The sequence below is a fragment of the Roseibium polysiphoniae genome (genome assembly GCF_014842925.1).
Classification (GTDB): Bacteria; Pseudomonadota; Alphaproteobacteria; order Rhizobiales; family Stappiaceae; genus Roseibium; species Roseibium polysiphoniae.
Genome location: NZ_JACYXJ010000003.1, coordinates 538,399 through 560,702 on the forward strand (window position 1 = coordinate 538,399; position 22,304 = coordinate 560,702).

Sequence of the window (22,304 nt, forward strand, 5' to 3'; positions counted from 1 at the left end):
CTGACCAGTCAATGAGGCCGCGTTTCCGGTTGGCCTGATCCTGTCGATCCGCTATGTCAGGGCAAAGCCGAAAAGACACAACGCCAAGGCACCCGAGATGAATGATATCGCCGCCACAGCCGACGTAGATGTTCCGATGCTGCTGCGCAATGCGCCCAAAAGCGTCGAGTTCAAGAAGCTGCGCAAGCGGTTGTTGCGTCAGGCGCGCCAGGCGATGGACGACTTCGCGATGGTTCCCGAGGCGTCCAGCAAGTCCCCGCCCAAGTGGCTTGTCTGCCTGTCGGGGGGCAAAGACAGTTATGCGCTTCTGGCTGTTCTGGTCGAACTCAAGTGGCGCGGCCTTCTGCCGGTCGAGCTGATTGCCTGCAACCTGGACCAGGCCCAGCCGGGTTTCCCGGCCCATGTGCTGCCGGAGTTCTTTGAAAAGAACGACATCGAACACCTGATCATCCGCGAGGACACCTATTCGATCGTAACCGACAAGATCCCGGCGCATCGCACCTATTGCTCGCTTTGTTCGCGCCTTCGCCGCGGAATTCTCTATCGGGTTGCGCGCGAGCAGGGCTGTGAGGCGATTGTGCTTGGCCACCATCGGGAGGACATTCTCGAGACGTTTTTCATGAACCTCTTCCACGGCGGGCGCCTGGCCTCGATGCCGCCAAAGCTCGTCAATGACGAGGGCGATCTACTCGTGCTGAGACCGCTTGCCTATTCAGCTGAAAGCGACATTGCCCGCTTTGCCGCGGGAATGGAGTTTCCCATCATTCCCTGCAATCTGTGCGGCTCTCAGGACGGTCTTCAGCGCGATGAGGTCAAACGCATGCTGCAGGGCTGGGAAAAAACGAACCCTGGCCGCCTGGGTGTCATGGCGCGGGCACTGGCCCATACACGGCCTTCCCATCTGCTGGATCGCTCGCTCTATGATTTCGTCGGTCTGCGGCCGGGGGAGGTCACGAAAGAAGGTGAGGGCGAGGCTGAAGAACCCTGCGGGGCGGGGCTTGCCATGACGGCGGGCTTGTTTGCCGCCGAGTGAGCCGTCTTCAGCTTGCGGCGTAGGACCGATCAGCGAACGGAATTTTGACCTGAAAAACCGCCCATCGGCTGGTTGCGCACCAGAATGACCAGACCTTCGTCGCTGGGCTGGGCGTCTTTTTCGGCGACGCCGCCGTAGTTGCGGCAAAGATCTTCCGCAGCTTTCCCGTTGCTTGGTGCGAAAACGGCAATCTCGACACAATCAACCCGAGTGAGCTTTGCATCCTGCGGATCTTCGAAGGAATTGAAGATCAGCGCGGTAAAGGCGCAGCACAGCGTTGCAACAGCGATTGTTTTCATAGTCCCCGTTCCCATTCCCCGGCCTTTTCTGGCCGTTAAGTCTGGACGGAGAATGGCGGTACGCGACTGTACTAACCCTGAATCCGGCATTCACCTGTTGTTCAGGTTAGATGATTCGGCAAAATTTTCCGAGTGATCGAGGCCAGATGATGAAGGCGAGCTTGGATAACTTTCAATTTTGCGCTGAAATCCGCCAAACGCTTGGCGCAATACCAGTGCGGTCATGCGCGTGTCTGATCGCAAAAACAGGAAAGGGCGAGTCCAAGGACCCGCCCCGTCTTTTGTCTCTTGTGCGAGCTGCCGAAATCAGGCGCTCTGCTTGACCTCAATGCCCTTCTCGGCGAAAGCGGACTGGAGTTCCTGGTTCTGGAACATTTCGCGGATAATGTCGCAGCCACCAACGAATTCGCCCTTGATGTAGAGCTGCGGGATGGTCGGCCAGCTGGCGAAGTCCTTGATGCCCTGACGCAGGTCGTCGTCTTCCAGAACGTTGATGCCCTTGTAGGGAACGCCGACGTAGTCGAGGATCTGAACGACCTGACCGGAGAAGCCGCACTGCGGGAAGTTCGGTGTGCCCTTCATAAAGACCACCACGTCATTGGTCTCGACTTCGTTCTTGATCCAGTCCTGGATGCTCATGATGTCCTGTCCTTGTGTTTCACCGGGACAAACTGCCGGTATGTTTTCGTTGTGAGCCTGGTGGCTGCCCGCAGGATCCGCACATCCATGTCCAGCAGAGCGCCGATGGAAATTGCGAGGATGATCCAGAGCATAACGCCTCCTGAAAGCTCTAGTCTGGTGCCTTGGTCTGAAGGGCGAGGGCGTGCAATTCACCGCCCATGTTGCCCTTCAGCGCCTTGTAGACAAGCTGGTGTTGTTGAACCCGGCTGATGCCCCGGAACGATTCAGACACGACATTGGCAGCGTAGTGGTCACCGTCGCCGGCCAGATCCCGGATCTCGACCTTTGCATCGGGCAGTTCTGCCTTGATCAGGGCCTCGATCTCATTGGCGTCCATTGGCATCTTGGTTCTGTCCTCTTCCCTCTTGTCACTGAGCTCCCGGCAGGGGCCTGTTTCAGGCGCCAGCCATATAGTTCGGGAACCAATTCTCGTGCGCTTCCTTCAGCTTTGCAACGGATATGGTGAGGATACCCTCAACAGTCAAATCCGTGCCGCCGGTGTTGCCGATATGGTGAGCCTCGATACCTGCATCAATGAGGTCTTCCAGAATGAGGTCGAGTTCGCCTGACGCAACGCTGATGACGTAGCGTCCCTGGTCTTCTCCAAAGAGCGCTGCATGGGCGGGACCGTCGAGCTTGACGCTGGCGCCGATGCCGCTGGCCATGGCCATCTCGGCCAAGGCAACGCCAAGGCCGCCTGCGGAAATATCATGTACGCTGGAGACGCGGCCCGCGCCGATGAACTGGCGCACGAGGTTGCCGCGGCGTTTTTCTGCATCGAGATCAACAGGAGGAGGAGCGCCTTCCTCGCGGCCGAGAATGTCGGCGAGATACTGGGAACAGCCCAGATGGGTGCCCTTGCCGCCGATGACCACGATGGCTTCACCGCTCGCCTTGAAGGCGGCAGATGCGCGCACGGTGACATCGGGCAGAAGGCCAACGCCGCCGATTGCCGGGGTCGGAAGGATGCCCGTGCCGTGGGTCTCGTTGTAAAGGGAGACATTGCCCGAGACGATCGGGAACTCGAGCTCGCGGCAGGCTTCACCGATGCCCTTGATGCAGCCGACCAGCTGACCCATGATTTCAGGCTTTTCCGGATTGCCGAAGTTCAGGTTGTCGGTGGCAGCCAGAGGTTCCGAGCCGACAGCGGTCAGATTGCGCCAGACTTCGGCAACCGCCTGCTTGCCGCCTTCGAAGGGATCTGCCTCACAGTAGCGCGGGGTGACGTCCACGGTGAAGGACAGGCCCTTGCGGCTGCCCTCGACGCGGATGACACCGGCGTCGCCGCCGGGCGAGGCTGCAGTGTTGCCCTGGATCAGCGTGTCATACTGCTCATAGACCCAGCGTCGTGACGCGCCGTTTGCATTTCCTACCAGCGTCAGCAGTGCTTCAGCGTAGTCAGCAGGCTCCGCGACATCGTCGGCATCCAGGAGTGGCCGCTTCTGGCTTTCGACCCATGGACGGTCGTATTCAGGCGCTTCGTCGCCCAGTTCCTTGATCGGCAGATCCGCCACGGTCTCGCCGTCGTGCTTGACGACGAAGCGCAGGGTGTCGGTGGTGACGCCGACGATGGCGAAGTCCAGACCCCATTTCTTGAAGATGGCCTCTGCCTCTGCTTCCTTTTCGGGACGCAGAACCATGAGCATGCGCTCCTGGCTTTCCGACAGCATCATCTCGTATGGGCTCATGCGCTCTTCGCGCACGGGAACCTTGTTGAGGTCGAGTTCGATGCCGAGGTCGCCGCTGGCGCCCATCTCGACCGCCGAACAGGTCAGGCCGGCAGCTCCCATGTCCTGAATCGCGATGACCGCGCCGGTCTTCATCAGTTCAAGGCAAGCTTCGAGCAGACATTTTTCGGTGAACGGATCGCCAACCTGAACAGTGGGGCGCTTTTCCTCGATGGTGTCATCGAATTCGGCCGATGCCATGGTCGCACCGCCGACACCGTCACGGCCGGTTTTTGCACCAAGATAGACAACGGGCAGGCCGACGCCTTCAGCCTTGGCCAGGAAGATCTTGTCGGAATCGGCAAGACCGGCAGCAAACGCATTGACCAGGCAGTTGCCGTTGTAGCTGGAGTGGAACTCGACCTCGCCGCCGACTGTCGGAACGCCGAAGGAATTGCCATAGCCGCCGACGCCGGAAACCACGCCGGAGACGAGATGCCGGGTCCGGGGATGCTCAGGCTCGCCGAAGCGCAGGGCGTTCATGGCCGCAACAGGTCGTGCGCCCATGGTGAAGACGTCGCGCAGGATGCCACCAACGCCGGTGGCTGCACCCTGATAGGGCTCGATGTAGGACGGGTGGTTGTGGCTTTCCATCTTGAAGACAACGGCCTGACCATCGCCGATATCCACGACGCCGGCATTCTCGCCCGGGCCGACCAGAACCCGTGGGCCGGTCGTCGGAAGGGTCTTCAGCCACTTCTTGGAGGATTTGTAAGAGCAGTGCTCGTTCCACATGGCCGAGAAGATGCCGAGTTCGGTGAAGGTCGGCTCGCGGCCGATCAACTCCAGGATCCGGTCATATTCGTCAGGCTTGAGGCCGTGGGAGGCAATTAGGTCGGGCGTGATCTTGATGTCGTTGGGGATCATGTCGGTCCGGATCTCTGCGGCGCTCAGCGCCTGAGGCTGATTTGTCGCCGGTTTAACAGATCGGAACCGCGATGGGGAGGGGGCAAAAGCAGCTCATGCCTGCGGAAATGACAGTTTTGCGTGGCCAATGAGCTTGTTCGCCGCCTTCAGTGATCACTCAAAGCTGTCATAGGCGGCAATGCCGTCATCGAGCAGGTTTTTCAAGGTGGCAAAGGACGCGGCAACTTCCGCACGGGTGAGCGGGTTTGTGAAGCCCATGCGCACGCGGTGGTGGGTTCTGTCCGGACGGCCGGTCTTGAACTCATCCTCGTCATCAATGAGCACCTTGGCCGACGCAGCGGCCGCCTTGAAGGTGCCGGGCAGCCATGGCTCGGGCAATTTCAGCCAGAGGAAGGGCGAATCCTTGGCCGATTCGAAGTCGAGGCCCTGGAATTCCTTGAGCATGATGTCATGCCGCGCGTCGATTTCTGCCAGGATTCGCAGGCGCAGATCATCCGCAGCGCCACTGAGAACCAGTCGGGCGGAGAGTTCGGCCAGCAGAAACGAGATGCCGCCTGTCATCATCTTGTGGGCGTTCGCGATGCGCTGGGCGTGTGACAAGGGACTTGAGACCCAGCCGCCGCGCAGACCCGCAGCGACGGTTTTGGACAGAGAGCCTACGTGGAACGTGCGTTCGGGCGCGAGGGCGATGAGCGGCGTCAGCTCCGTGTCGCGCAGAGAGCCGTAGACCTCGTCCTCGATGATCCAGAGATTGTGCTCACGGGCGACGGCGATAATCTCCCGGCGCCGGTCTTCCGGCATGGTCGTCAGGGTCGGATTGTGCATGGTCGGCATCATGAAGATGACCTTCGGATGCTTCTGCGCGCAGATTTTCGCCAGCTCGTCAGGCAGGGGGCCGCGCTCGTCGCGGGCGACCGCAACGGGCTGCCGGCCCATGAGCACCGCGCCGCGTGCAATTGAGCTGTAGGTCAGCTCTTCGAAGACGATCCGGTCGCCTGGAGATGTGGTGGCGCTGATGACGGACATGATCGCCGCCTGAGCGCCGAAAGCAGGGACAATGGAACCCGGGTCGGGGGTCCAGCCACCGCGCGCCAGCCACCGTTGGCCGGCCTGGCGCCAACTGTCCGGAATGATGCGTGTGTAACTGGCGATCTCATAGGGAGAATCGCTGGTGATCTGCTGCATCAGGTTTCGGACGATCTCCGACTGCCCGATTTCCGGGGCTGACGTGCTGTCTAGACGGGCGAGCTCGGGATGAGGAACAGCCGTCCGGGTGCTGCCGAAATCAACGTCACCGGCGAGCACTGGGGCGGGGATCAGTTGAATGGCCGGCGCTGTCCTGCTGTGATCGGTCACAATCTCCGGCACAGGCGCAATCGTTCCAAGAACATAGGTGCCGCGTCCGACTTCTCCGCTGACTAGACCTTTTTCCCGCACCAGCGCATAGGCCCTGCCCACGGTGCCGACCGTGATCCCAAGGTCATAGGCGAGCTCGCGTTGCGGCGGCAGCTTTGCGCCCGCCGGGAGCGTGCCGGCGACAATGTCTTCTGCGATCTGGTTTGCCAGGCGCAGATACATGGGTCCCTTGCCGGCGGGGATGTTCGGAATCCAATTTGTCATGGTGACAATTTTCTATCTTGCATCGAATAATGAGTCAATTCATATGAATGAACCGAGACAATCGTGCTTTGAACTCGAAATTGTATCGAAAAGAGGTTCAATATGACTGTGATTGACGCAGATCTTCAGCTGAGAGGCGACCATGGGTCGCTGAGATCGGCATTCGTGGCGTATGTGTATCGCAAACTGGTGTTGTGGCAGCACATGAGACGCTCGAGAGCACAGCTCTCACAGCTCTCCGATGAGGCGCTGGCCGACATCGGCGTGAGCCGTGAAGTGGCAAATGGCGAGGCCTACCGTCCCTTCTGGGCGACCTCCAAGCGCCCTTACTGAGATAGCCGCCACGCTGTTCTGATGCGGTCCGGCTCCGTAAACTGCTCAAGCTTTCCTCGCAGCCTTTGGGAAGTTTCGGCAGGATTGATATCCCTCATTCAGCCGTCATGGGTTTGCGCATAGCTTTCGAAACGGGAAGAATGCGCCAACCGATGGGAGGCTTGAAATGCAGGGTATCAAATGGGGCCGGTCCGCGACTTTCGCTCTTATGCTTGTCGTCGCTTCGACGCTGTTTACGGGCAAGGCAGCCGCGCAAGGCCAGCTTCTGGAGGTCTATTCGGCCTATCTGGGATCAGCGGACCATTTCAATTCCAAGGGCGCACGCCTGACACAGCCCTGGCAGATCATCCGCCAGGACCGTGCCAATTTTCACAAGTTCGGTCTCCGCGACCCGGGAGACGAGAGCGATCGCTATTTTGCATCCGCTGCCAACCGAGGCCGGATGGAGCGGATGATCCTCAATGGCACCATCGAACGGTCGGCGGCCAGACGCATCGTGAACAGCAATGTCTGGATCACGGTCGAGATCTACAGCGACTTCGTCAATGTGACCGTCCAGTAGCTTCCAACGCTGGGATGCCGGCTTGGCATTGCGGGTTCACTGCAGTGCCAATTTGCCGAGATACAGTCCGTAGAGACCGAGCAGGGCAGCGCCCTCCAGGCGGCAAATGCGATGGCCGGTGCGCGCGAAAATCATCAAGAGCGCTGTTGCTGCCAGCATCACCCAGATGTCGAAACTCAGGATTTGCTCGGGCATTTCGATCGGTTTCACCATGGCCGTCACGCCGAGAATGCCGAAGATATTGTAGATGTTGGAGCCGAGGATGTTGCCGAAGGCAATGTCTGTCTGACGACGTAAAGCGGCGACCACCGACGTCACGAGTTCGGGGAGCGACGTGCCAAGGGCAACGACGGTCAGGCCGATCACGGCTTCATCGATGCCCATGCGTGTTGCCAGGACGACCGAGCTGTCGACCAGGAATTTCGCGCCGAGCATGGTCATGATCAGACCACCTATGGTCAAAGCAGCCAATACCGGTGCGGATTGCGTCCAGGGACGTGCGGTCACAGCCTCGCCCTCGGCGCGGTGCATATCGGCGGACGGTGTCTGTTGGCCGCTTTCTGCGCGGTAGGTGAAGACAAGATACGCTGTGAGCGCGAGAACAAGCAGACCGCCCGACAACCGGCTGACATTCCCCAGGTAGGCCAGGGCAAGGCAGGCGAGTGCAGCTGCCGAGACCACCAGACCGTCACGCATCAACGCCTTCGTATCGGCCTTCATCGGGAAGATGATCGCCGCAGTGCCAAGGATGAGCAGGATGTTGGCGGTGTTCGAGCCAATGACATTTCCGACGGCAATGCCTGGCGAGCCATTCAAGGCGGCCAGAAGGCTGGTCATCAGTTCGGGCGTCGATGTGCCGAAGCCGACGAGAACGATGCCGATCAGCAGTGGCGATATTTTCATGCGCTCGGCAAGACCGACAGACCCGCGCACCAGTAGATCGCCGCCGAGGACCAGAAGGGCCAGACCGGCGACAAGCTCAAGAATGAGCATTTCGCAAACTCCAATGTGAGAGACGCGAATGTGGTGCGGGCCGAGCGTTTCAACAAGGGGAGATCTGCGAGAAGCTCCGGCGGGCAGGTTGACCTGTCCGCCGGAGTGAGTGTTCAGGCTTGAAAAATTAGACGGCGCCGGTGTATTCGCCGCGGCCCGGGTAGTCGTTTGCCTTCACGAAGTCGAGGGCTCCAACCATTTCCTGGAAATGCGGGCGAACGAAAGGCATCGTCTGAACGGATGCGAAATAGAGTTCGCCATTGGAGCGCACCAGGAAAACGCCAGGCTCGGAAAAGAGAGCAGGTTCTTCGATGCCGATCGACGTGGTGCCGCGGCTCGTGGAGATGTAAAGACCCCAGTCCTTGGCAACGGTCAGCGGCACGGAGTGGCCAAAGCGCAGGTTGTCGGCACCGACCTTTTCGGCCATCTGTGTCGCACGATCCGCATCATCCGAGGACAGGGCCACAGTCTTGACGCCACGCTTTTCGAACTCAGGTGTCAGGCGCTCGAGTTCCTTCAGATAGGTCGCGCAGATCGGGCAATGCAGGCCACGGTAGAACACGACAAGGGTGCCCCACTCGGCGCCGTCGTTGGCCAAATCAAAAGTGCCATGGGAAATTGTCTCGGCAGTAAGGCCCGGGACAGGCTGTCTTGGAATAAGCATCTAGGTCTCCATTCGATTTGTGCTTTTGCAAAATCTCAGATTAGATTATAGAACTTTGGGCAATTATTCGTTCGAGATATATGATCTGGAGTTCGGCTCATGAACGTTCACGCCACTAATATCTTCGGCGGACGCCTCGACAGGCTGTCGTCTCTCATCGAACGTTTCAGGGTTCAGGCAGACCTTGTCGCTCCTGATGAGGCTGAAGCGCGGGGCGCGAATTTTGTCGTTCTTCGGGGCGCTGATGATGCGTTGCGGCTCGTGTTTGTGCCGAATGGCTCCGGCGACTGTGCGGCCTGCGATCACTTCTCTGTCGAGGAGAGTGAAGCGCTGTTGGTTGCGGCGAAGATCGAGATTGCCGGTGCAGGGCATCACCTCGTTTTGGCGCTGCCCAGATGCATCTCGGTGGCCCTCGTTGATGCGCCAGATCTGAGGACGGTTGTGTCCCCGTTGGTCGAAGAGGTGGTCCAGCCCCGTTGTGGCGGGCAGGCCGTGTTCCACCGGCTGGCCGAAGTCGTGGTGATCCGCTTGTTGCGCCATGCGCTGGAGAGTGACGCCGCCGATGTGGGGCTGCTTGCCGGTCTTTCTCATCCCAGGTTGGCGGCCGCGCTGGTGGCTATGCATGAACGCCCGGGTGTGGCTTGGAACCTGGAAAGCCTGGCAGCGGAAGCGGGCATGTCGCGCACGCAATTTGCGGTGACTTTCAAGGAAGTGCTTGGAATGACACCAGGGGCCTATATGTCCAACTGGCGTCTGGACATCGCGCGGGCAGAGCTCGAATCAGGAGTTCAGGTCAGAGCGGTCGCGCGCATGTGCGGGTTTACCTCGGCGGCGGCGTTTTCCAGAGCCTTTGCGCGCCGCTATGGTCATGCGCCAAAACTGGAGCGCCGAAAGGCAGTCTAGGTCTCTAAGGAGAGCTTGCGTCTACCGGTCGACCGGATGGACGCGTTCCATGGCATAGAGCTCGTCGGCCATATCGTCTGCCCGGCGTGCGAAGAGGGCAGAGGCGTCGCGCAGGCCCTTGTTGTAGAAAACCGTGCCAAGAGGTCCGATCAGACGGTCGAGCAGGAACCCTGCTTCCATGTTGCCGATGTCCTGATCCAGTTCGTCCCGCGCATAGTCCTGCACCAGACGGGTCAGCCGTTCGCGGTCTTCCTTGGACACTTCCAGCTCGGCCATTGGCGTCTCCCGATCGACGTCTGGGAAATTAGCTTGTCGTCAGGCAGCTTTTGCGAGCAGGCTTTCAAACAACAGCCGCCCTTCGGTTCCGCCGTTGAGATCTTCAATCAGGTTTTCCGGATGTGGCATCATGCCCAGAACATTGCCCTTGGCGTTCATCACGCCGGCAATGTCGTTGATGGAGCCGTTCGGGTTGGTGCCTTCACCGTAGCGGAAAACGACCTGGCCGTTGTCCTCAATCGCCTTCAAGGTGTCGGCGTCGGCGAAGTAGTTGCCGTCGTGGTGAGCGACCGGGCAGCGCCAGACCTGGCCCTTTTGGAAGCTTGAGGAGAAGCGGGTCGCGTCGTTGACGGTCTCGAGCTTCACTTCCTTGCAGACAAAGTTGAGGCCCGCGTTGCGCATCAGGGCGCCGGGCAGGAGACCTGCCTCTGTCAGAATCTGGAAGCCATTGCACACGCCCAGAACGGTGACGCCCGAATCTGCCTTCTTCACCAGATCCTTGAGGATCGGGGAGCGCGCCGCAATGGCGCCGGCGCGCAGATAGTCGCCGTAGGAAAAGCCGCCGGGCACGATGACAAGGTCGGCATCGGGAAGTTCGGATTCGGTGTGCCAGACACTTGCGGGCCGGGTGCCGGTGATGAACTCCAGCGCGTGGAACATGTCGCGGTCGCGGTTGGAACCCGGAAAGACAATTACAGCGGTTTTCATGGAGCGATCTCCAGCTTTGGTCAGAGCATGACCAGGACGGTTACGACAGCGACGAGGGCAGGGAACACGATGAATATGGCGGCCTTGAGGGCCATGAAGCGGAGTGCTTTCTTCGCGTCGCTATCCATCAACGGGGTCCTTGCCCGGTCGTCGTCAGTCGATTTCGATGGCGTAATTCTCGATGACCGTGTTTGCCAGAAGCTTTTCGCACATCTGCGCGATTTCCGCTTCGGCGGCGGCCTTGTCGGTTGCTCTCAGGTCTAGGTCGAAGACCTTGCCCTGGCGGACCGAGTCGATGTCGCCAAAGCCGAGGCCGCCGAGCGCGCCTTCAATGGCCTTTCCCTGAGGATCGAGAACACCGTTCTTCAAGGTGACGATGACACGTGCCTTCATGGTCTGTCTTCTCCGCTGAAACGCCCGACCGGTCAGGCCAGCGTTTCAAATTGATCTAAAGAGCCTGTTTGGCTGCTGCTTACACCAGCTTGCCGGCAATTGGAACGGGGCTGAAAGCAATTGGAGGCTATGAGTTGCGGACATCTGTGTTTTAGGCGCTAATGCGCCTGTTCTCGACCTTGGGCGATGATTTGCGTCTCGCAGTTTCTACTTTTTGGGAATATGCGATTTGTGTTTAAATGAATATACCAATTTGGTATTGAAAATTTGGCTCAGTTGCCTTATTTTCTGATCATAGATACTCATGATCGACTGAAAGAGTATCCCCGCTGCTTTAGGTAGTCCAACCGCAAGGGTAGATAGGCGTAAGCTTAAGAGGTTGTCGAGTTAGCCAAGGGGTCCTCAAGGACCCCTTCGGTGTTTTTAGCGTTTATATTTGACCATTTTCCCTTCTCGGGCTTTGCCAATCACTGCCCGCAAGCTGGTTTTCATGCCTTGTTCTTGCTGAGAGCGGAGATAAGCACTTTCGACAAAGAGCTGAAATTGATGCCGAATTCCGTCAAATCGGCCCTTACTTCTACGAATAGTGAAGTAGGCAGTATAAAAACGGCCGCTCTCATCACTTCGTGTCGCGTTGTAGCACCCATAATTTCGGTCGCTGCGCGTTACGTAGATACGATTCTGCGCAAGATCCGCCATTAGTGCTGTCAATTGAAAAGAGGCTTCATATCTTGTCGCATCAAAGGCTCGTGGCCTTTTGTTGTCCATAATACGCGTTTGCGAATTATGGATTGGTTTCTCCCATTTACATGTCCAGCAATGGCAAGAATAGCGTATAAGAATTTTGACTTCTGAGGTGCCGTCGAGCCGAAAGGTTTCGACGTGCGGAGGGAGATGTTTTGCAACTATTTGAGTGGCATCAATCTCTTCTTTTGCAAAGGGCTCATTCCCCTCACTTAGTATAAGTCCCGACTTTGAAATGTAATAGTGAGCCATAACAGCGAACTACCATCGACGCCTTCACCGAATGGCCGGTGAAGGCGTTACTTGTTTTAGGAAGTGAAATTTACTCCTAACAGATCGGCTGAAGTCTAACTTACTGAACCAGCGTCGGGCCGGAGCCTGCCGGACGGTCATTCTCGTTGAGAATTCCCAGGCGCTTGGCGACTTCCTGATAGGCTTCCAGCATCCCGCCCATTTCACGGCGGAAACGGTCCTTGTCCATCTTCTCGTTGGTCTTGATGTCCCAAAGGCGGCAGCTGTCCGGGGAGATCTCGTCAGCAACCACGATGCGCATCATGTCGCCTTCGAACAGACGGCCGCACTCGATCTTGAAGTCGACAAGACGGATGCCGACGCCGAGGAACAAGCCAGAGAGGAAGTCGTTGACGCGGATGGCCAGTGCCATGATGTCATCGAGTTCCTGAGGCGTTGCCCAGCCGAAAGCCGTTACGTGTTCTTCAGCCACGATCGGGTCGTCCAGCTCGTCGTTCTTGTAGTAGAACTCGATGATGGACCGAGGCAGCTGGGTGCCTTCTTCAATGCCAAGGCGCTTGGCGATGGAGCCGGCGGCCACATTGCGCACCACCACTTCCAGCGGAATGATCTCGACTTCGCGGATCAGCTGCTCGCGCATGTTCATGCGGCGGATGAAGTGGGTCGGAATGCCAATGGCGTTCAGGTTGTTGAAGACGTACTCGGAGATCCGGTTGTTCAACACGCCTTTGCCGTCGACAATCTCGTGTTTCTTGTTGTTGAAGGCAGTTGCATCGTCCTTGAAATGCTGAATCAGCGTTCCAGGCTCCGGGCCTTCATAGAGGATCTTGGCTTTGCCTTCATAGATGCGACGGCGGCGATTCATTGGCACGTACCGTGAATGTTTGAGAAAATCCATCGAACGGGGTTCTTCCAGTTGGTCGTTCTTCCCCCCGTTCGCCTTCTGCCGGGCGCCGTCGACAATTTCCCGTATTGGGGGTGAGTCTTTGGCATGCGCCCTGCATCAGCGGCGCGGAACTTACCTGAATGCCTGGAAAAGTACAATCGGCTGAACTGTGCCAAATCGCGCAATGCTCATGCTTTTGGGGCATATGGGCTTTCCCGCGTTGATTTGGCGGCGGTTGGGGGATATGGAAGAGGCAAGATCGTTCCTATATCCGGGGCGTAGAGGCTATCCGCAGTTCAGGAGACACCAGGATGAGCACATTCGACAAGCGCGAAGATGGATTTGAAGGCAAGTTCGCGCATGACGAGGAGCTAAGGTTCAAGGCGACCGCACGGCGCAACAAGCTTCTCGGCTTGTGGGCTGCGGAGAAGCTTGGCCTGGAAGGCGAAGCCGCTGAAGGCTACGCTAAGGAAGTTGTTCGCTCTGATTTTGAAGAGCCGGGCGATGAAGACGTCTTCCGCAAGATTCGCGGCGACTTCGACGCCAAGAACATCGAACAGTCCGACCATCAGATCCGTCGCACCATGGACGAACTGATGCATACGGCGGTTGATCAGATCCAGAACGATTGATCACAGCCGATCAGCTTGAAAGCGTTTTTAAAGGCCTTCGTGACAGCGGAGGCCTTTTTCTTTGTCTGGTGCGGAAAAGCTTTAGCCGAGACGCTTCATGAAATGGGCGAAGGACATCATGCCTTCCGGCCAGGGACCGTGGCCGCTGGCCATGTTGATATGGCCGGCTTCGCCTGCGTCCTGGATGGTTGTTCCCCACGCCTTGGCGAAGGTTTCGGCGCGCTTATAGGTACAGTTTTCATCCGAGCGGCTGGCAACCACATGGGCATGGAAGGGCAGCGGAGACTGGGGCAGGGGCACAAAGGTCCCCACATCGAACTTCGGCTTGGGTTTCTTGCGCTCCAGGTCGGTCGGTGCCACCAGAAACGCGCCGCGCACCTTGTCTTTCGGCAGGTCGTGGACCGCGTGGGCGATGAGCGTACAGCCGAGGGAATGCCCCACCAGAACGACGGGTTTCGTTGTCTTTTCCAGCCGTGCAAGAAGGGTGTCCTGCCAGATTTTCCGGTCGGGTTTGAACCAGTTCTTCTGCTCGACCACCCAGGCGTTGGCCATTTTCGCCTGCCATCGCTTCATCCAGTGCCCATCCGGCGTGTCGCCATACCCTGGCACGAGAAGAATATCGGCTTCGGAGATTTTCATGGGTGAGAACTTCTGGTCTGAACGAGAGTTGGGAGCTGATCCGTCTCTTGGGACGCGGGGGCTCTTTTGTCAAATCCTGTTCGTCATGGTTTCAGGGCCAGACGTTTGGAGCCCGTCCTGAAACCTGCCATGTCTTGTAATCGAACGATCAGCGACCCGCGAAGGGAGACACGCACTGACGGCGCGGGCCATTGTAGGGTTGGAAGGTGTTGTCGCTGGTCCGGTAGGAGCGATATTTGCGGGCGCACCAAGTGTAGTGCTCGGGCGTAAACCGGCTTGAAGCTCGGCTCGGAGCGCGCGCTTTTGAAGGCGTTGGCTTTGCCGTCAGGCCCTGACCCAGGACTGCGCCAGCTGCAAAGGCCGCCAAGGGAAACCACCAGCCATTGTATTGCTTGTAGCCAGGACGCGCGTTCTTGTAGCCCTGCTGGCCGTTGTAATAGGTCTTGCCTTTGTGGGTGTAAAAGCCGTTCCGGTTCTGAACCTTCAGCAGCATCCCATCCGTGATCTGTGCCGCGTTGGACAAGCTCGCGCTGCCGGGCAAGGCAGATGAGGGCGCGACGGCGGCCAAGGTGATCGCTGATGCTGCCAGGGTTGCTATGGCTGTTCGTTTCAGGGTCATGCTCGTCCTCATTCCTTTAAAACTGAACGCCTTTTCAGCCCTGCCGCTTGCGGGCTGAGAAGAGGCGTTTCCGCGGTGAGATTCAACGTGGGAGGAATAGGTGTCCACAGCGCCTAAAATGAGGCGATGTTGTTTCTGGACTTATCTCAAGGCAATGATCTAACAGACGTTTTTTGCATCTCTGACCGCCTGTGCGGCGTAGCTGTCCGGGCTGACCTTGGCTCTTTGCAAAAGAAAAGGCCAGCGCAGGGCCGGCCTCTCCAATATTGAAAATCTCGGCTTTCGTCAGCCCCAGAAGGGGGACCTGCAAGGCCGGCGACGTCCCTGATAGGGCTGGAAGGTGTTGTCGGCAGGACGATAGGACCGATACTTGCGCACACACCAATCGTAATGGGCCCGGGGCAGACCGCGTACAGCCGGTGGACGATAATATCCCGGAGGTGGCGGCGGGCGGCGATAACGGGGTGGCGGCGGTGGGCGATAATAACCTGGAGGGGGCGGGCGGCGATAGCCTCCTGGAGGCGGTGGCGGGCGACGGTATTGGGCGAGCAGCAGGGCCCGTTCGAATTGAGATGATACGCCTGGCGCCGTTGCGGCGAGAGCCGAGGTGGCAGGAGCTGCAGAAACACTGGCGCTAAACGCCATTGTCATGCCGGCTAGGGTGAAAAGCGCCAATATGGCGCGCTTGAAAGACATTGCGCTGTCCTGGGCTAAGTTGAAAAGGAATTCATTGATAAATTAACTGCAATACGTCTCGACCGATGGGATTTCCGGCGAGGAAATTTCGCAGGATATCAATCGTTTACGTCAGGTCACACTCGAAAACATTGGTGTCTAAAATATGTCGAATATATTTCCTGATATTTCTGAGGTGATGATTTTGTTTCCTGGATTTCTCAGGCATGTTTTTGGAGCGCTGACAGTCGCTTGATCTCGAACCATTGTCAGCGGGGATAAAAGCCCGTCGACAAGGCGTGTGCCCAGCCCTCCCGGCCGTTGCGCCGCGCCTGTTTTGAGGCCGCTGCCCAGTCGTAGTCGACGGCCTTATGCCGGTAGGTCCAGAGCTGACCGGTCTTTTCCAACAGGCCGTATCGGGCATGGGGGCTGCCGGCCTCCATCACGTGGTGGTTCGGCGTTTCATCGCTGTAGGCAGGACAGCCGACGCTGCCCGGATTGAAGATGGTCTGCCCGGTCGGAAGGGTGATCAACCTGGGAATGTGGGTGTGGCCGCACAAGAATAGCGCTGATGTCGCGTTGTCTCCCAGACGCCCAAGGATTTCAGCAGCAGAGGAAAGCAACGCGTCCTCGCCGGTCACGGTTTCCGTCAGATAGAGATCGTCTTGGTGTGGGGTCGCGTGAAAGATCGAGACACCTTGGTCAAGGTGACAGCTGAACGGCAGTGCCGCCAGCCAGTCGATGACGGTCGAAGAAAGGGCTGACTGGGTGAAGTGATCGGTTTGATTGTCTGGATGAACAGGTGGCCCGACGGCGATCCGGTCATGATTGCCGCGCACCGTCAGCCAGGCCTTTTCCATGAGCAGGTGGCCGGTCTCGTCGGGCCAGAGCGGACCGGAGACGCAATCACCCAGGTTCACGACCATGTCCGGGCTTTCCCTGGCCATATCGGCGATGACCGCTTCAAGCGCAGGGAGGTTGCCATGAATGTCGGCGACGACGGCGATTTTCATGAGGGCGGGTCCTGGTCGCTGGTGCCGCGGAACGTCAGATGCAGGACACAAGCCTAGACATGACAACGCCCCGCCTCAAGCACTGCGCGGTGGCAGGTTGGGGCGGGGCGTCGAACGGTCGGGAAAGCTCTTGTTCCGATTGGATCGGAATCTGTTTTCGCCAGATATCAGAGCGAGCCCCTAAAGCTTTTCAGCATTTGCCCGAGTCGCTGGAGCAATCAATTTCGGTGACGTACCTCGGGCGGCGAATGAGGTAGTCACTCAGAGTGAATTCGCCACTGAGCTCGCCGACAATTGCCGGGGTGTATTCTGTTGTAAGAGACGAGATGATCGCCGTATCGCCTTCCTGCATCGAAGGCAGCGTCATTGCATCTATGTCGTCTTGGGTCAAAACGGCTGAACTGTCGTTGCTGATGCTCCAGCGAAGATCGATGTCCGGGTTTTCCTCCGAGTCCCAAGTGTTGCGAACACTCGTCAGGACGAGGGTGAAACCATTGTCGACATATTTTCCGGCAAGTGCCTCGGCGATCGCGATCAGTTCGTCGAGATCATCATCATCGATGGCGCCCTGTTCGCGGGTCAAAAGGTCCAGAACGACCGTGTTTGTGCGCGAAACCACTCTATCGCCGCGAAATCCATCAAAGAACGACACCGCGTTGATGAGCACGACAACGAGGAAGGGAGCCACAATGGCGAATTCTACAGCCGCGGCTGCGCTGCTATCCCGCCAGAACCCGGACTGCTGAAAGATTGTTTTTATCGACATCTCAGTATGGTTCATTCCGGAAGGCCGTTGAGGAAATCAGCTCGAAGCGATCGGTTGATGTCTTGGTCAGGGCGAGTCCAAGGCCGAGTCCCGGCGTCAAGAGATCTACCGTGATGCAAACGCGCATGAAAACATTTGATCCCGACCCTCCGGGGTCGAAGGTTACGGCCGGGTTGAACTCCAAATCCATGGAGTCGATGCACTCGACATCTGAGGTCGGCAAACTGTCGAGAGACGTGACTTCGGTCAACTCGACCGTGATGTCTTCGTCACAGCTTGGCATGACGACGTAGACCTCTTCGCAGACCATCTTCTCAACATCGTCCTGAGAGATCGTGCCGTCATCAATCCCGTCTGCGAGAGCGCCGATGTAAATTGACTTGGAGAGGATGCTGACGGCGTTGTCCAGCATCGCAAGTCGGGTAAAGAGGAGGCCTGCTTCAAAGGTCGAGAACAGGATCATGAAAAAGACAGGGGCGATGATGGCGAACTCAATCGCAGTCACGCCGCGCTTGTCCGTTACGATGCGCGTCCCGGCCTCGGGAAGGCCTTTCTGCGCTTTTGGGCCCGGTCGGGAACTGCCTGCCGACATCATCCTGATATCCTCAGGCTGTTGATTGAGGCCGCTATGGAGTTGAAGGCGTCGTCCAGATCCAGACCTTCTACGAAGTAATAGTTTCCTGATGATGACGCGCAGTACTCGAGCAGGGTGTCGGCGGTTGATCCAGATGTAATTTTAAAGCCGATTGTGTATATCTGAATGCCATTGTCATCCATATCCTCACAAATCCTCTTGAAGTAGGCTATGGCGTTGTTTGACGAGCTGCTGCTGGAGCTTGTGTTGCCTTTGTTCACGACAGTTTGACGCTTGCTGCTGTTTTGAGCGTCCATCGCGTCCGCGTCATCTTCGGGCTCTTTGGGTCTGAACTGGGCGGTGATATCGCCGTCAGACATGATGACAGCGATCTTGATGGTCTCAGGATCATCGAAGTCGGCTGGGCGATCGGAAAAATCGCCACCGAGATCTCCTCGGAGCGACGGCGATAGAGCCTTCGCGCCCCATAAGACACCGATGTCCATGCCTGTCCCATCCGACAATTCGAATGCGTTGATATGGTCTGTCAGACTGTCAGCGTCATTGGTGTTGAGGACAACTTCTGACTCTTCTGGTGGGCACCAGTCGTTCTTCGCGCTGTAGCGCGTGAAATGCGGCACCTGAGCGCGGCTATTTGCGGCGATGTCGTCGAGGTCGAAGTCCTGATCCTGATATTCGATACAGTAGCCGGCGTTCGGGAACAGATAGTTATTGTAGGGAACTGACGTTCCTACGTTGTATTGAGATTTGCTGGGGTAGGTTATCGCGCTCGAGGACGCGTTGACGTAACTCTCGTAAATCGACTTGCCAAGATTTACGGTTCCACCAAAGGGGACCAGGTTGATGGAGGTGTAATCCTCGTCCTCGTCATCGAGCATTATTTCAACAAATTCACTGGCAGCGCTTTTTAGGCTGGTGAGCTTTGTCCCGCTCATTGACGAAGAGATGTCCAGCACCATTGAAATTTCGATGTTGCTTGCGGACTCAACAGCTGTGGAGTCTGCTGTGACGGTTGAGGTGTCAATTCCGATTAATGACAGGAACGGGGTCTTGACGGTGACGGTTGCGGAAACCTGCACCTCTTTCGCGTTCAGACTGCTCGTGAGTATTGACGATTCATAGGTAAGTGTGTCCCACGGCGCTTCGTCAGGTTGATTGGCACCCATGTATTCGTCGATGGCAAGTTCCATATCGGCGCTGTTAGACAGGGATGCCGCTGCCAGCGTCGCCGAGTCCGCCATGGCCTGAAGCCGTTGTTTCGCGCTCGTCATGCGGACAACGTCAACGCTGCCGCAGGCCAGGACAATAAGAGGCGTGGCGCAGAGTGCTGTCATGATGCCGAAGTTGCCTGATGCGTTGTGCCAGAACGCAGCGCAGCTTGAGAAAAATCGAGCCAATGGTTTCATTTTGTCCCAGGGGAGAAATATTCAATGAAGTAAATATATTATTCTCGAAGCAATTGTCCTGTCTAGAATTTAAATATGTGTTAATTTCGAGAAGTAATAACGTAAATATATGGTTTATTTCTATTTTGTTTTCTGTTTACTTTAGTTGTGTTTCTGATTGTTTCTAAATATTCTAATTTGTCCGATTGTCTCTTTAGGGCAGAGGCGATCGCGGTCTCGCGACTGCAAGCATTTTCGCCCTGACACGGTGGCCGTTTGACACGCTGCTTGGGAGCGCTGCTTTCCAGACATGACAACGCCCCGCCTCAAGCACTGCGCGGTGGCAGGTTGGGGCGGGGCGCCGAATAGTCGTAAAAGCTTACGTTGTGGCGGTATCAGCTTGTCCCGAAGACACGCTTGAAGATCGTGTCCACGTGCTTGGTGTGATAGCCCATGTCGAACTTTTCCTTGATGGCGTCTTCACCAAGGGCCGCGACCACTTCCTTGTCGGCGAGCAGCAGCTCCTGGAAGTCGAGACGCTCTTCCCAGACCTTCAAGGCGTTGCGCTGGACCATGGAGTAGGCATCTTCGCGCGACACGCCGGCCTGGGTCAGAGCCAAGAGGACCCGTTGTGACATCACCAGGCCCGGGAACTTGTTCATGTTCTCCAGCATGTTGTCCGGGAAAATCAGCATCTTGTCGATCACGCCGGTCAGGCGGTTGAGCGCAAAATCCAGTGTCACTGTCGCGTCCGGACCAATGCTGCGCTCGACGGAGGAATGGGAAATGTCGCGTTCATGCCAGAGCGCTACATTTTCCATGGCCGGGACGACCGCCATGCGAACGAGGCGGGCGAGGCCGGTCAGGTTTTCCGTCAGAACCGGGTTCTTCTTGTGCGGCATCGCCGAGGAGCCCTTCTGGCCCATGGAGAAGAACTCGGCGCCTTCCAGAACCTCGGTGCGCTGCATGTGGCGGATCTCGATGGCGACATTCTCGATCGAGGACGCGATGACGCCTAGGACGGCGAAGAACATGGCGTGACGGTCGCGCGGGATCACTTGGGTCGAGATCGGCTCTGGCCGAAGCCCGAGTTTTTCGCAGACATGTTCTTCGACCCTGGGGTCGATATTGGCGAAGGTGCCGACGGCGCCGGAGATGGCGCCTGTCGCGATTTCTTCGCGAGCCTGAACAAGGCGGGCCTTGTTGCGATCCATTTCAGCATAGAAGCGCGCGAAGGTCAGACCCATGGTGGTGGGCTCAGCGTGGATACCATGGCTGCGGCCGACGCGGACTGTGTTCTTGTGCTCCATCGCGCGCTTTTTCAGCGCGGCAAGCAGGTTGTCCATGTCCTTCAGCAGGATGTCTGCCGCGCGCACGAGCTGAACGTTCAGACACGTGTCCAACACATCCGAAGAGGTCATGCCCTGATGAACAAAGCGGGCCTCGTCGCTGCCAACGTGTTCGGCCAGATGGGTCAGAAAGGCGATAACGTCATGCTTGGTGACAGCTTCGATCTCGTCGATCCGGGCGACGTCAAACTCCACGTCCTTGGCTTTCCAGACCGCGTCTGCGTTCTCACGCGGAATGACACCGAGATCGGCCATGGCGTCGCAGGCATGGGCCTCGATCTCGTACCAGATGCGGAACTTGGTTTCCGGCGACCAGATGGCGACCATATCGGGGCGGGAATAACGCGGGATCATCGCGGGTCCTCATTTTGGGGAGCTGTTGTGCGCGGTCTAGCAGGAAGTCGCGCCGTTCTCAATGGAGGAGGCAGGTGTTTCCAGATCCAGAGTAAGAACCGTTCGGCGCTGTTTTCCCGTGCTGGCGGTGCTAGGCTGAGGGCAATGGCCTCTGCGACCTGCTTCCCACCCATTTCTTTTGTTTTGACCAAGGCGATCATGATGACAAGTTGGCGACCTGCCCAGAAAATTGTGGTGAAGGCGCTTGCCCTGATCCGACGTGGAGACGCGGTTCTGGCAGTCGAAATCACCAATGACGATGGAACCGTGAAGGGTGTGCGTCCACTTGGCGGCGGTGTCGAGTTTGGCGAGCGGTGGCAAGATGCGCTGTCACGAGAGTTCATGGAGGAGCTGGGCGCAGAGATCCATGTTTCCGGCGACCCTGTGGTTCTTGAGAATATCTATGCTCATCACGGTGACCGAGGGCACGAAATTGTTTTTCTCTCAGAGGCCAGGTTTGCAGATGAGGCGCTTTACGATCAGGCGGTGTTCGAATTCCTTGAAAGCGATGAGACATTCGCCACGGCGAGATGGTTCAACCTGGCCGATCTCGATGCTGCGGGGCTCGACCTCTATCCGACAGGTTTGAAAGAGCATCTGGAACGCGAGGAAGGTTCCCGGTCGCTCAAGTAGTCCGGCTAGACCGAGCGTAATCCCAGGCTGCGGCGAAGAGCAGGGCGAGCCCCCAGGGCAGCAGAAGCTGCATGCCCTGAACGGTGAAGATATAGGCCGAGCTGGCGCCGGTCATGATGATCTCGACAAGCCTGTGCAAACTGCCGAATTCGCCATGCCATTGCGCGTAATAGGCGGAAAAGTGAAGGTAGTGGATGAATGCCGTCAGGCCGGCCGTTCCAACTGAAAGGCCGATGAAAAGGCTCGCGAAACGTGCGCTGGGCGTCTTGCGCCAACGGCAAATCAGACCGGCGAAACAGCGGGCGAAGATTGCGCCCAAAAAGCTCCCTGCGAGGAACATGAGCGCAACGGCAAGAGTGCGTCCGCTCAGCGCCTCGCCCTTTAGGAAGAGTTGAAGCCCGGCAAGTCCGCTGATCATCAAGCTCCAGGTGAGGGCAAACCCAAGAACAGATCCGGCAGGCGCAGTTCGTGCGCTTCGGCTTGTCTTTGACTTTGCCACGTACCCGCGTTTGCTCTGCCCATGCGTGACTGGCTCCGACGTGACTTCGGACGTCGTGGAGGAAGGCTCATGGGTCTGGACAGGGGCCGCTGCGATCATGAGCTGAACGCTAAAGCCAAAAGATTGAAAAACCTTTGGCAGGGCTGCTGGAGTGGAAAGGGCATT

General features: G+C 57.7%; 29 protein-coding genes. 6 read left to right on the plus strand and 23 right to left on the minus strand.

Annotated features, from left to right (window positions below):
* The first annotated feature begins 97 nt into the window (after positions 1-97).
* Positions 98-1,033: a tRNA 2-thiocytidine(32) synthetase TtcA gene (ttcA, locus tag IG617_RS09410; RefSeq protein WP_192108955.1), complete on the plus strand. Its 936-nt coding sequence runs from the start codon at positions 98-100 to the stop codon at positions 1,031-1,033.
* Between the two features lie 29 nt (positions 1,034-1,062).
* Here the strand turns inward: ttcA and IG617_RS09415 are convergent, their stop codons facing one another.
* The 7 genes from IG617_RS09415 to IG617_RS09440 form a co-directional block, all read right to left on the minus strand.
* Positions 1,063-1,332, minus strand: coding sequence for a hypothetical protein (locus IG617_RS09415; protein WP_209008376.1), 270 nt, complete (start codon positions 1,330-1,332; stop codon positions 1,063-1,065).
* Between the two features lie 90 nt (positions 1,333-1,422).
* Positions 1,423-1,557, minus strand: a complete 135-nt coding sequence (locus IG617_RS21800) for a hypothetical protein (RefSeq protein WP_276529814.1) — start codon at positions 1,555-1,557, stop codon at positions 1,423-1,425.
* 81 nt (positions 1,558-1,638) lie between these two features.
* Positions 1,639-1,971, minus strand: coding sequence for a Grx4 family monothiol glutaredoxin (gene grxD / locus IG617_RS09420; protein WP_192108956.1), 333 nt, complete (start codon positions 1,969-1,971; stop codon positions 1,639-1,641).
* Positions 1,968-2,105, minus strand: a complete 138-nt coding sequence (locus tag IG617_RS09425) for a hypothetical protein (protein ID WP_192108957.1) — start codon at positions 2,103-2,105, stop codon at positions 1,968-1,970. The genes grxD and IG617_RS09425 overlap by 4 nt, the downstream gene beginning before the upstream one ends.
* Positions 2,106-2,122: 17 nt before the next feature.
* Positions 2,123-2,356 (minus strand): BolA family protein, encoded by a 234-nt coding sequence (locus tag IG617_RS09430; RefSeq protein WP_153768467.1) that lies wholly within the window; start codon positions 2,354-2,356, stop codon positions 2,123-2,125.
* 52 nt (positions 2,357-2,408) lie between these two features.
* Entirely contained in the window at positions 2,409-4,607 is a 2,199-nt protein-coding gene (gene purL, locus IG617_RS09435; protein WP_192108958.1) for a phosphoribosylformylglycinamidine synthase subunit PurL, read from the minus strand.
* 153 nt (positions 4,608-4,760) lie between these two features.
* A complete protein-coding gene (locus IG617_RS09440) occupies positions 4,761-6,227 on the minus strand; it encodes an aminotransferase-like domain-containing protein (protein WP_192108959.1) in 1,467 nt (488 codons plus the stop codon).
* A 102-nt stretch (positions 6,228-6,329) separates the two neighbouring features.
* On the opposite strand from IG617_RS09440, the gene IG617_RS09445 reads away from it, so the two are divergent.
* Positions 6,330-6,560 (plus strand): DUF1127 domain-containing protein, encoded by a 231-nt coding sequence (locus IG617_RS09445; protein WP_192108960.1) that lies wholly within the window; start codon positions 6,330-6,332, stop codon positions 6,558-6,560.
* Positions 6,561-6,726: 166 nt separating this feature from the next.
* Positions 6,727-7,122 (plus strand): hypothetical protein, encoded by a 396-nt coding sequence (locus IG617_RS09450; RefSeq protein ID WP_192108961.1) that lies wholly within the window; start codon positions 6,727-6,729, stop codon positions 7,120-7,122.
* 36 nt (positions 7,123-7,158) lie between these two features.
* Here the strand turns inward: IG617_RS09450 and IG617_RS09455 are convergent, their stop codons facing one another.
* Positions 7,159-8,115, minus strand: a complete 957-nt coding sequence (locus IG617_RS09455; RefSeq protein ID WP_192108962.1) for a calcium/sodium antiporter — start codon at positions 8,113-8,115, stop codon at positions 7,159-7,161.
* A gap of 127 nt (positions 8,116-8,242) precedes the next feature.
* Entirely contained in the window at positions 8,243-8,779 is a 537-nt protein-coding gene (locus IG617_RS09460; RefSeq protein WP_192108963.1) for a peroxiredoxin-like family protein, read from the minus strand.
* Between the two features lie 99 nt (positions 8,780-8,878).
* Here IG617_RS09460 and IG617_RS09465 point away from each other — a divergent pair, with 99 nt between their 5' ends.
* Entirely contained in the window at positions 8,879-9,682 is an 804-nt protein-coding gene (locus IG617_RS09465) for a helix-turn-helix transcriptional regulator (protein ID WP_192108964.1), read from the plus strand.
* 21 nt (positions 9,683-9,703) lie between these two features.
* Here IG617_RS09465 and IG617_RS09470 read toward each other — a convergent pair whose 3' ends face one another.
* The 5 genes from IG617_RS09470 to purC all read right to left on the minus strand — a co-directional run bounded on the left by IG617_RS09470 (position 9,704) and on the right by purC (position 12,953).
* Positions 9,704-9,958: a DUF2164 domain-containing protein gene (locus IG617_RS09470; protein WP_192108965.1), complete on the minus strand. Its 255-nt coding sequence runs from the start codon at positions 9,956-9,958 to the stop codon at positions 9,704-9,706.
* A 39-nt stretch (positions 9,959-9,997) separates the two neighbouring features.
* A complete protein-coding gene (gene purQ / locus IG617_RS09475; protein ID WP_192108966.1) occupies positions 9,998-10,666 on the minus strand; it encodes a phosphoribosylformylglycinamidine synthase subunit PurQ in 669 nt (222 codons plus the stop codon).
* A gap of 20 nt (positions 10,667-10,686) precedes the next feature.
* Entirely contained in the window at positions 10,687-10,794 is a 108-nt protein-coding gene (locus IG617_RS21535) for a phosphoribosylformylglycinamidine synthase-associated small membrane protein (protein ID WP_192108967.1), read from the minus strand.
* Positions 10,795-10,819: 25 nt separating this feature from the next.
* Positions 10,820-11,059 (minus strand): phosphoribosylformylglycinamidine synthase subunit PurS, encoded by a 240-nt coding sequence (purS, locus tag IG617_RS09485; protein WP_192108968.1) that lies wholly within the window; start codon positions 11,057-11,059, stop codon positions 10,820-10,822.
* 1,096 nt (positions 11,060-12,155) lie between these two features.
* A complete protein-coding gene (gene purC / locus IG617_RS09490) occupies positions 12,156-12,953 on the minus strand; it encodes a phosphoribosylaminoimidazolesuccinocarboxamide synthase (RefSeq protein ID WP_192108969.1) in 798 nt (265 codons plus the stop codon).
* A gap of 299 nt (positions 12,954-13,252) precedes the next feature.
* Here purC and IG617_RS09495 point away from each other — a divergent pair, with 299 nt between their 5' ends.
* On the plus strand, positions 13,253-13,573 hold the full coding sequence (locus IG617_RS09495; RefSeq protein WP_192108970.1) for a DUF1476 domain-containing protein: 321 nt from the start codon (positions 13,253-13,255) through the stop codon (positions 13,571-13,573).
* 81 nt (positions 13,574-13,654) lie between these two features.
* Here IG617_RS09495 and IG617_RS09500 read toward each other — a convergent pair whose 3' ends face one another.
* The 8 genes from IG617_RS09500 to purB all read right to left on the minus strand — a co-directional run bounded on the left by IG617_RS09500 (position 13,655) and on the right by purB (position 20,968).
* Positions 13,655-14,212: an RBBP9/YdeN family alpha/beta hydrolase gene (locus tag IG617_RS09500; protein ID WP_192108971.1), complete on the minus strand. Its 558-nt coding sequence runs from the start codon at positions 14,210-14,212 to the stop codon at positions 13,655-13,657.
* Positions 14,213-14,360: 148 nt separating this feature from the next.
* Positions 14,361-14,831, minus strand: coding sequence for a BA14K family protein (locus tag IG617_RS09505; protein WP_192108972.1), 471 nt, complete (start codon positions 14,829-14,831; stop codon positions 14,361-14,363).
* 285 nt (positions 14,832-15,116) lie between these two features.
* On the minus strand, positions 15,117-15,527 hold the full coding sequence (locus tag IG617_RS09510; RefSeq protein ID WP_192108973.1) for a BA14K family protein: 411 nt from the start codon (positions 15,525-15,527) through the stop codon (positions 15,117-15,119).
* Between the two features lie 248 nt (positions 15,528-15,775).
* Positions 15,776-16,519, minus strand: coding sequence for a metallophosphoesterase family protein (locus IG617_RS09515; RefSeq protein WP_192108974.1), 744 nt, complete (start codon positions 16,517-16,519; stop codon positions 15,776-15,778).
* Positions 16,520-16,709: 190 nt separating this feature from the next.
* Positions 16,710-17,285, minus strand: a complete 576-nt coding sequence (locus IG617_RS09520) for a TadE/TadG family type IV pilus assembly protein (protein ID WP_192108975.1) — start codon at positions 17,283-17,285, stop codon at positions 16,710-16,712.
* Position 17,286: 1 nt separating this feature from the next.
* Positions 17,287-17,877, minus strand: coding sequence for a TadE/TadG family type IV pilus assembly protein (locus tag IG617_RS09525; RefSeq protein ID WP_192108976.1), 591 nt, complete (start codon positions 17,875-17,877; stop codon positions 17,287-17,289).
* Positions 17,877-19,286 (minus strand): TadE/TadG family type IV pilus assembly protein, encoded by a 1,410-nt coding sequence (locus IG617_RS09530; protein WP_192108977.1) that lies wholly within the window; start codon positions 19,284-19,286, stop codon positions 17,877-17,879. Before IG617_RS09530 ends, IG617_RS09525 begins: the two co-directional genes overlap by 1 nt.
* 374 nt (positions 19,287-19,660) lie before the next feature.
* Positions 19,661-20,968, minus strand: coding sequence for an adenylosuccinate lyase (gene purB / locus IG617_RS09535; RefSeq protein WP_192108978.1), 1,308 nt, complete (start codon positions 20,966-20,968; stop codon positions 19,661-19,663).
* A gap of 201 nt (positions 20,969-21,169) precedes the next feature.
* Between purB and IG617_RS09540 the strand changes: the two genes are divergently transcribed.
* Positions 21,170-21,640 carry an NUDIX hydrolase gene (locus tag IG617_RS09540; RefSeq protein ID WP_192108979.1) on the plus strand — a complete coding sequence of 157 codons (471 nt, stop codon included), beginning with the start codon at positions 21,170-21,172 and terminating at the stop codon, positions 21,638-21,640.
* On the opposite strand, the gene IG617_RS09545 is transcribed toward IG617_RS09540, so the two are convergent.
* A complete protein-coding gene (locus tag IG617_RS09545; RefSeq protein WP_192108980.1) occupies positions 21,633-22,238 on the minus strand; it encodes a hypothetical protein in 606 nt (201 codons plus the stop codon). The genes IG617_RS09540 and IG617_RS09545 overlap by 8 nt on opposite strands.
* Positions 22,239-22,304 lie beyond the last annotated feature (66 nt).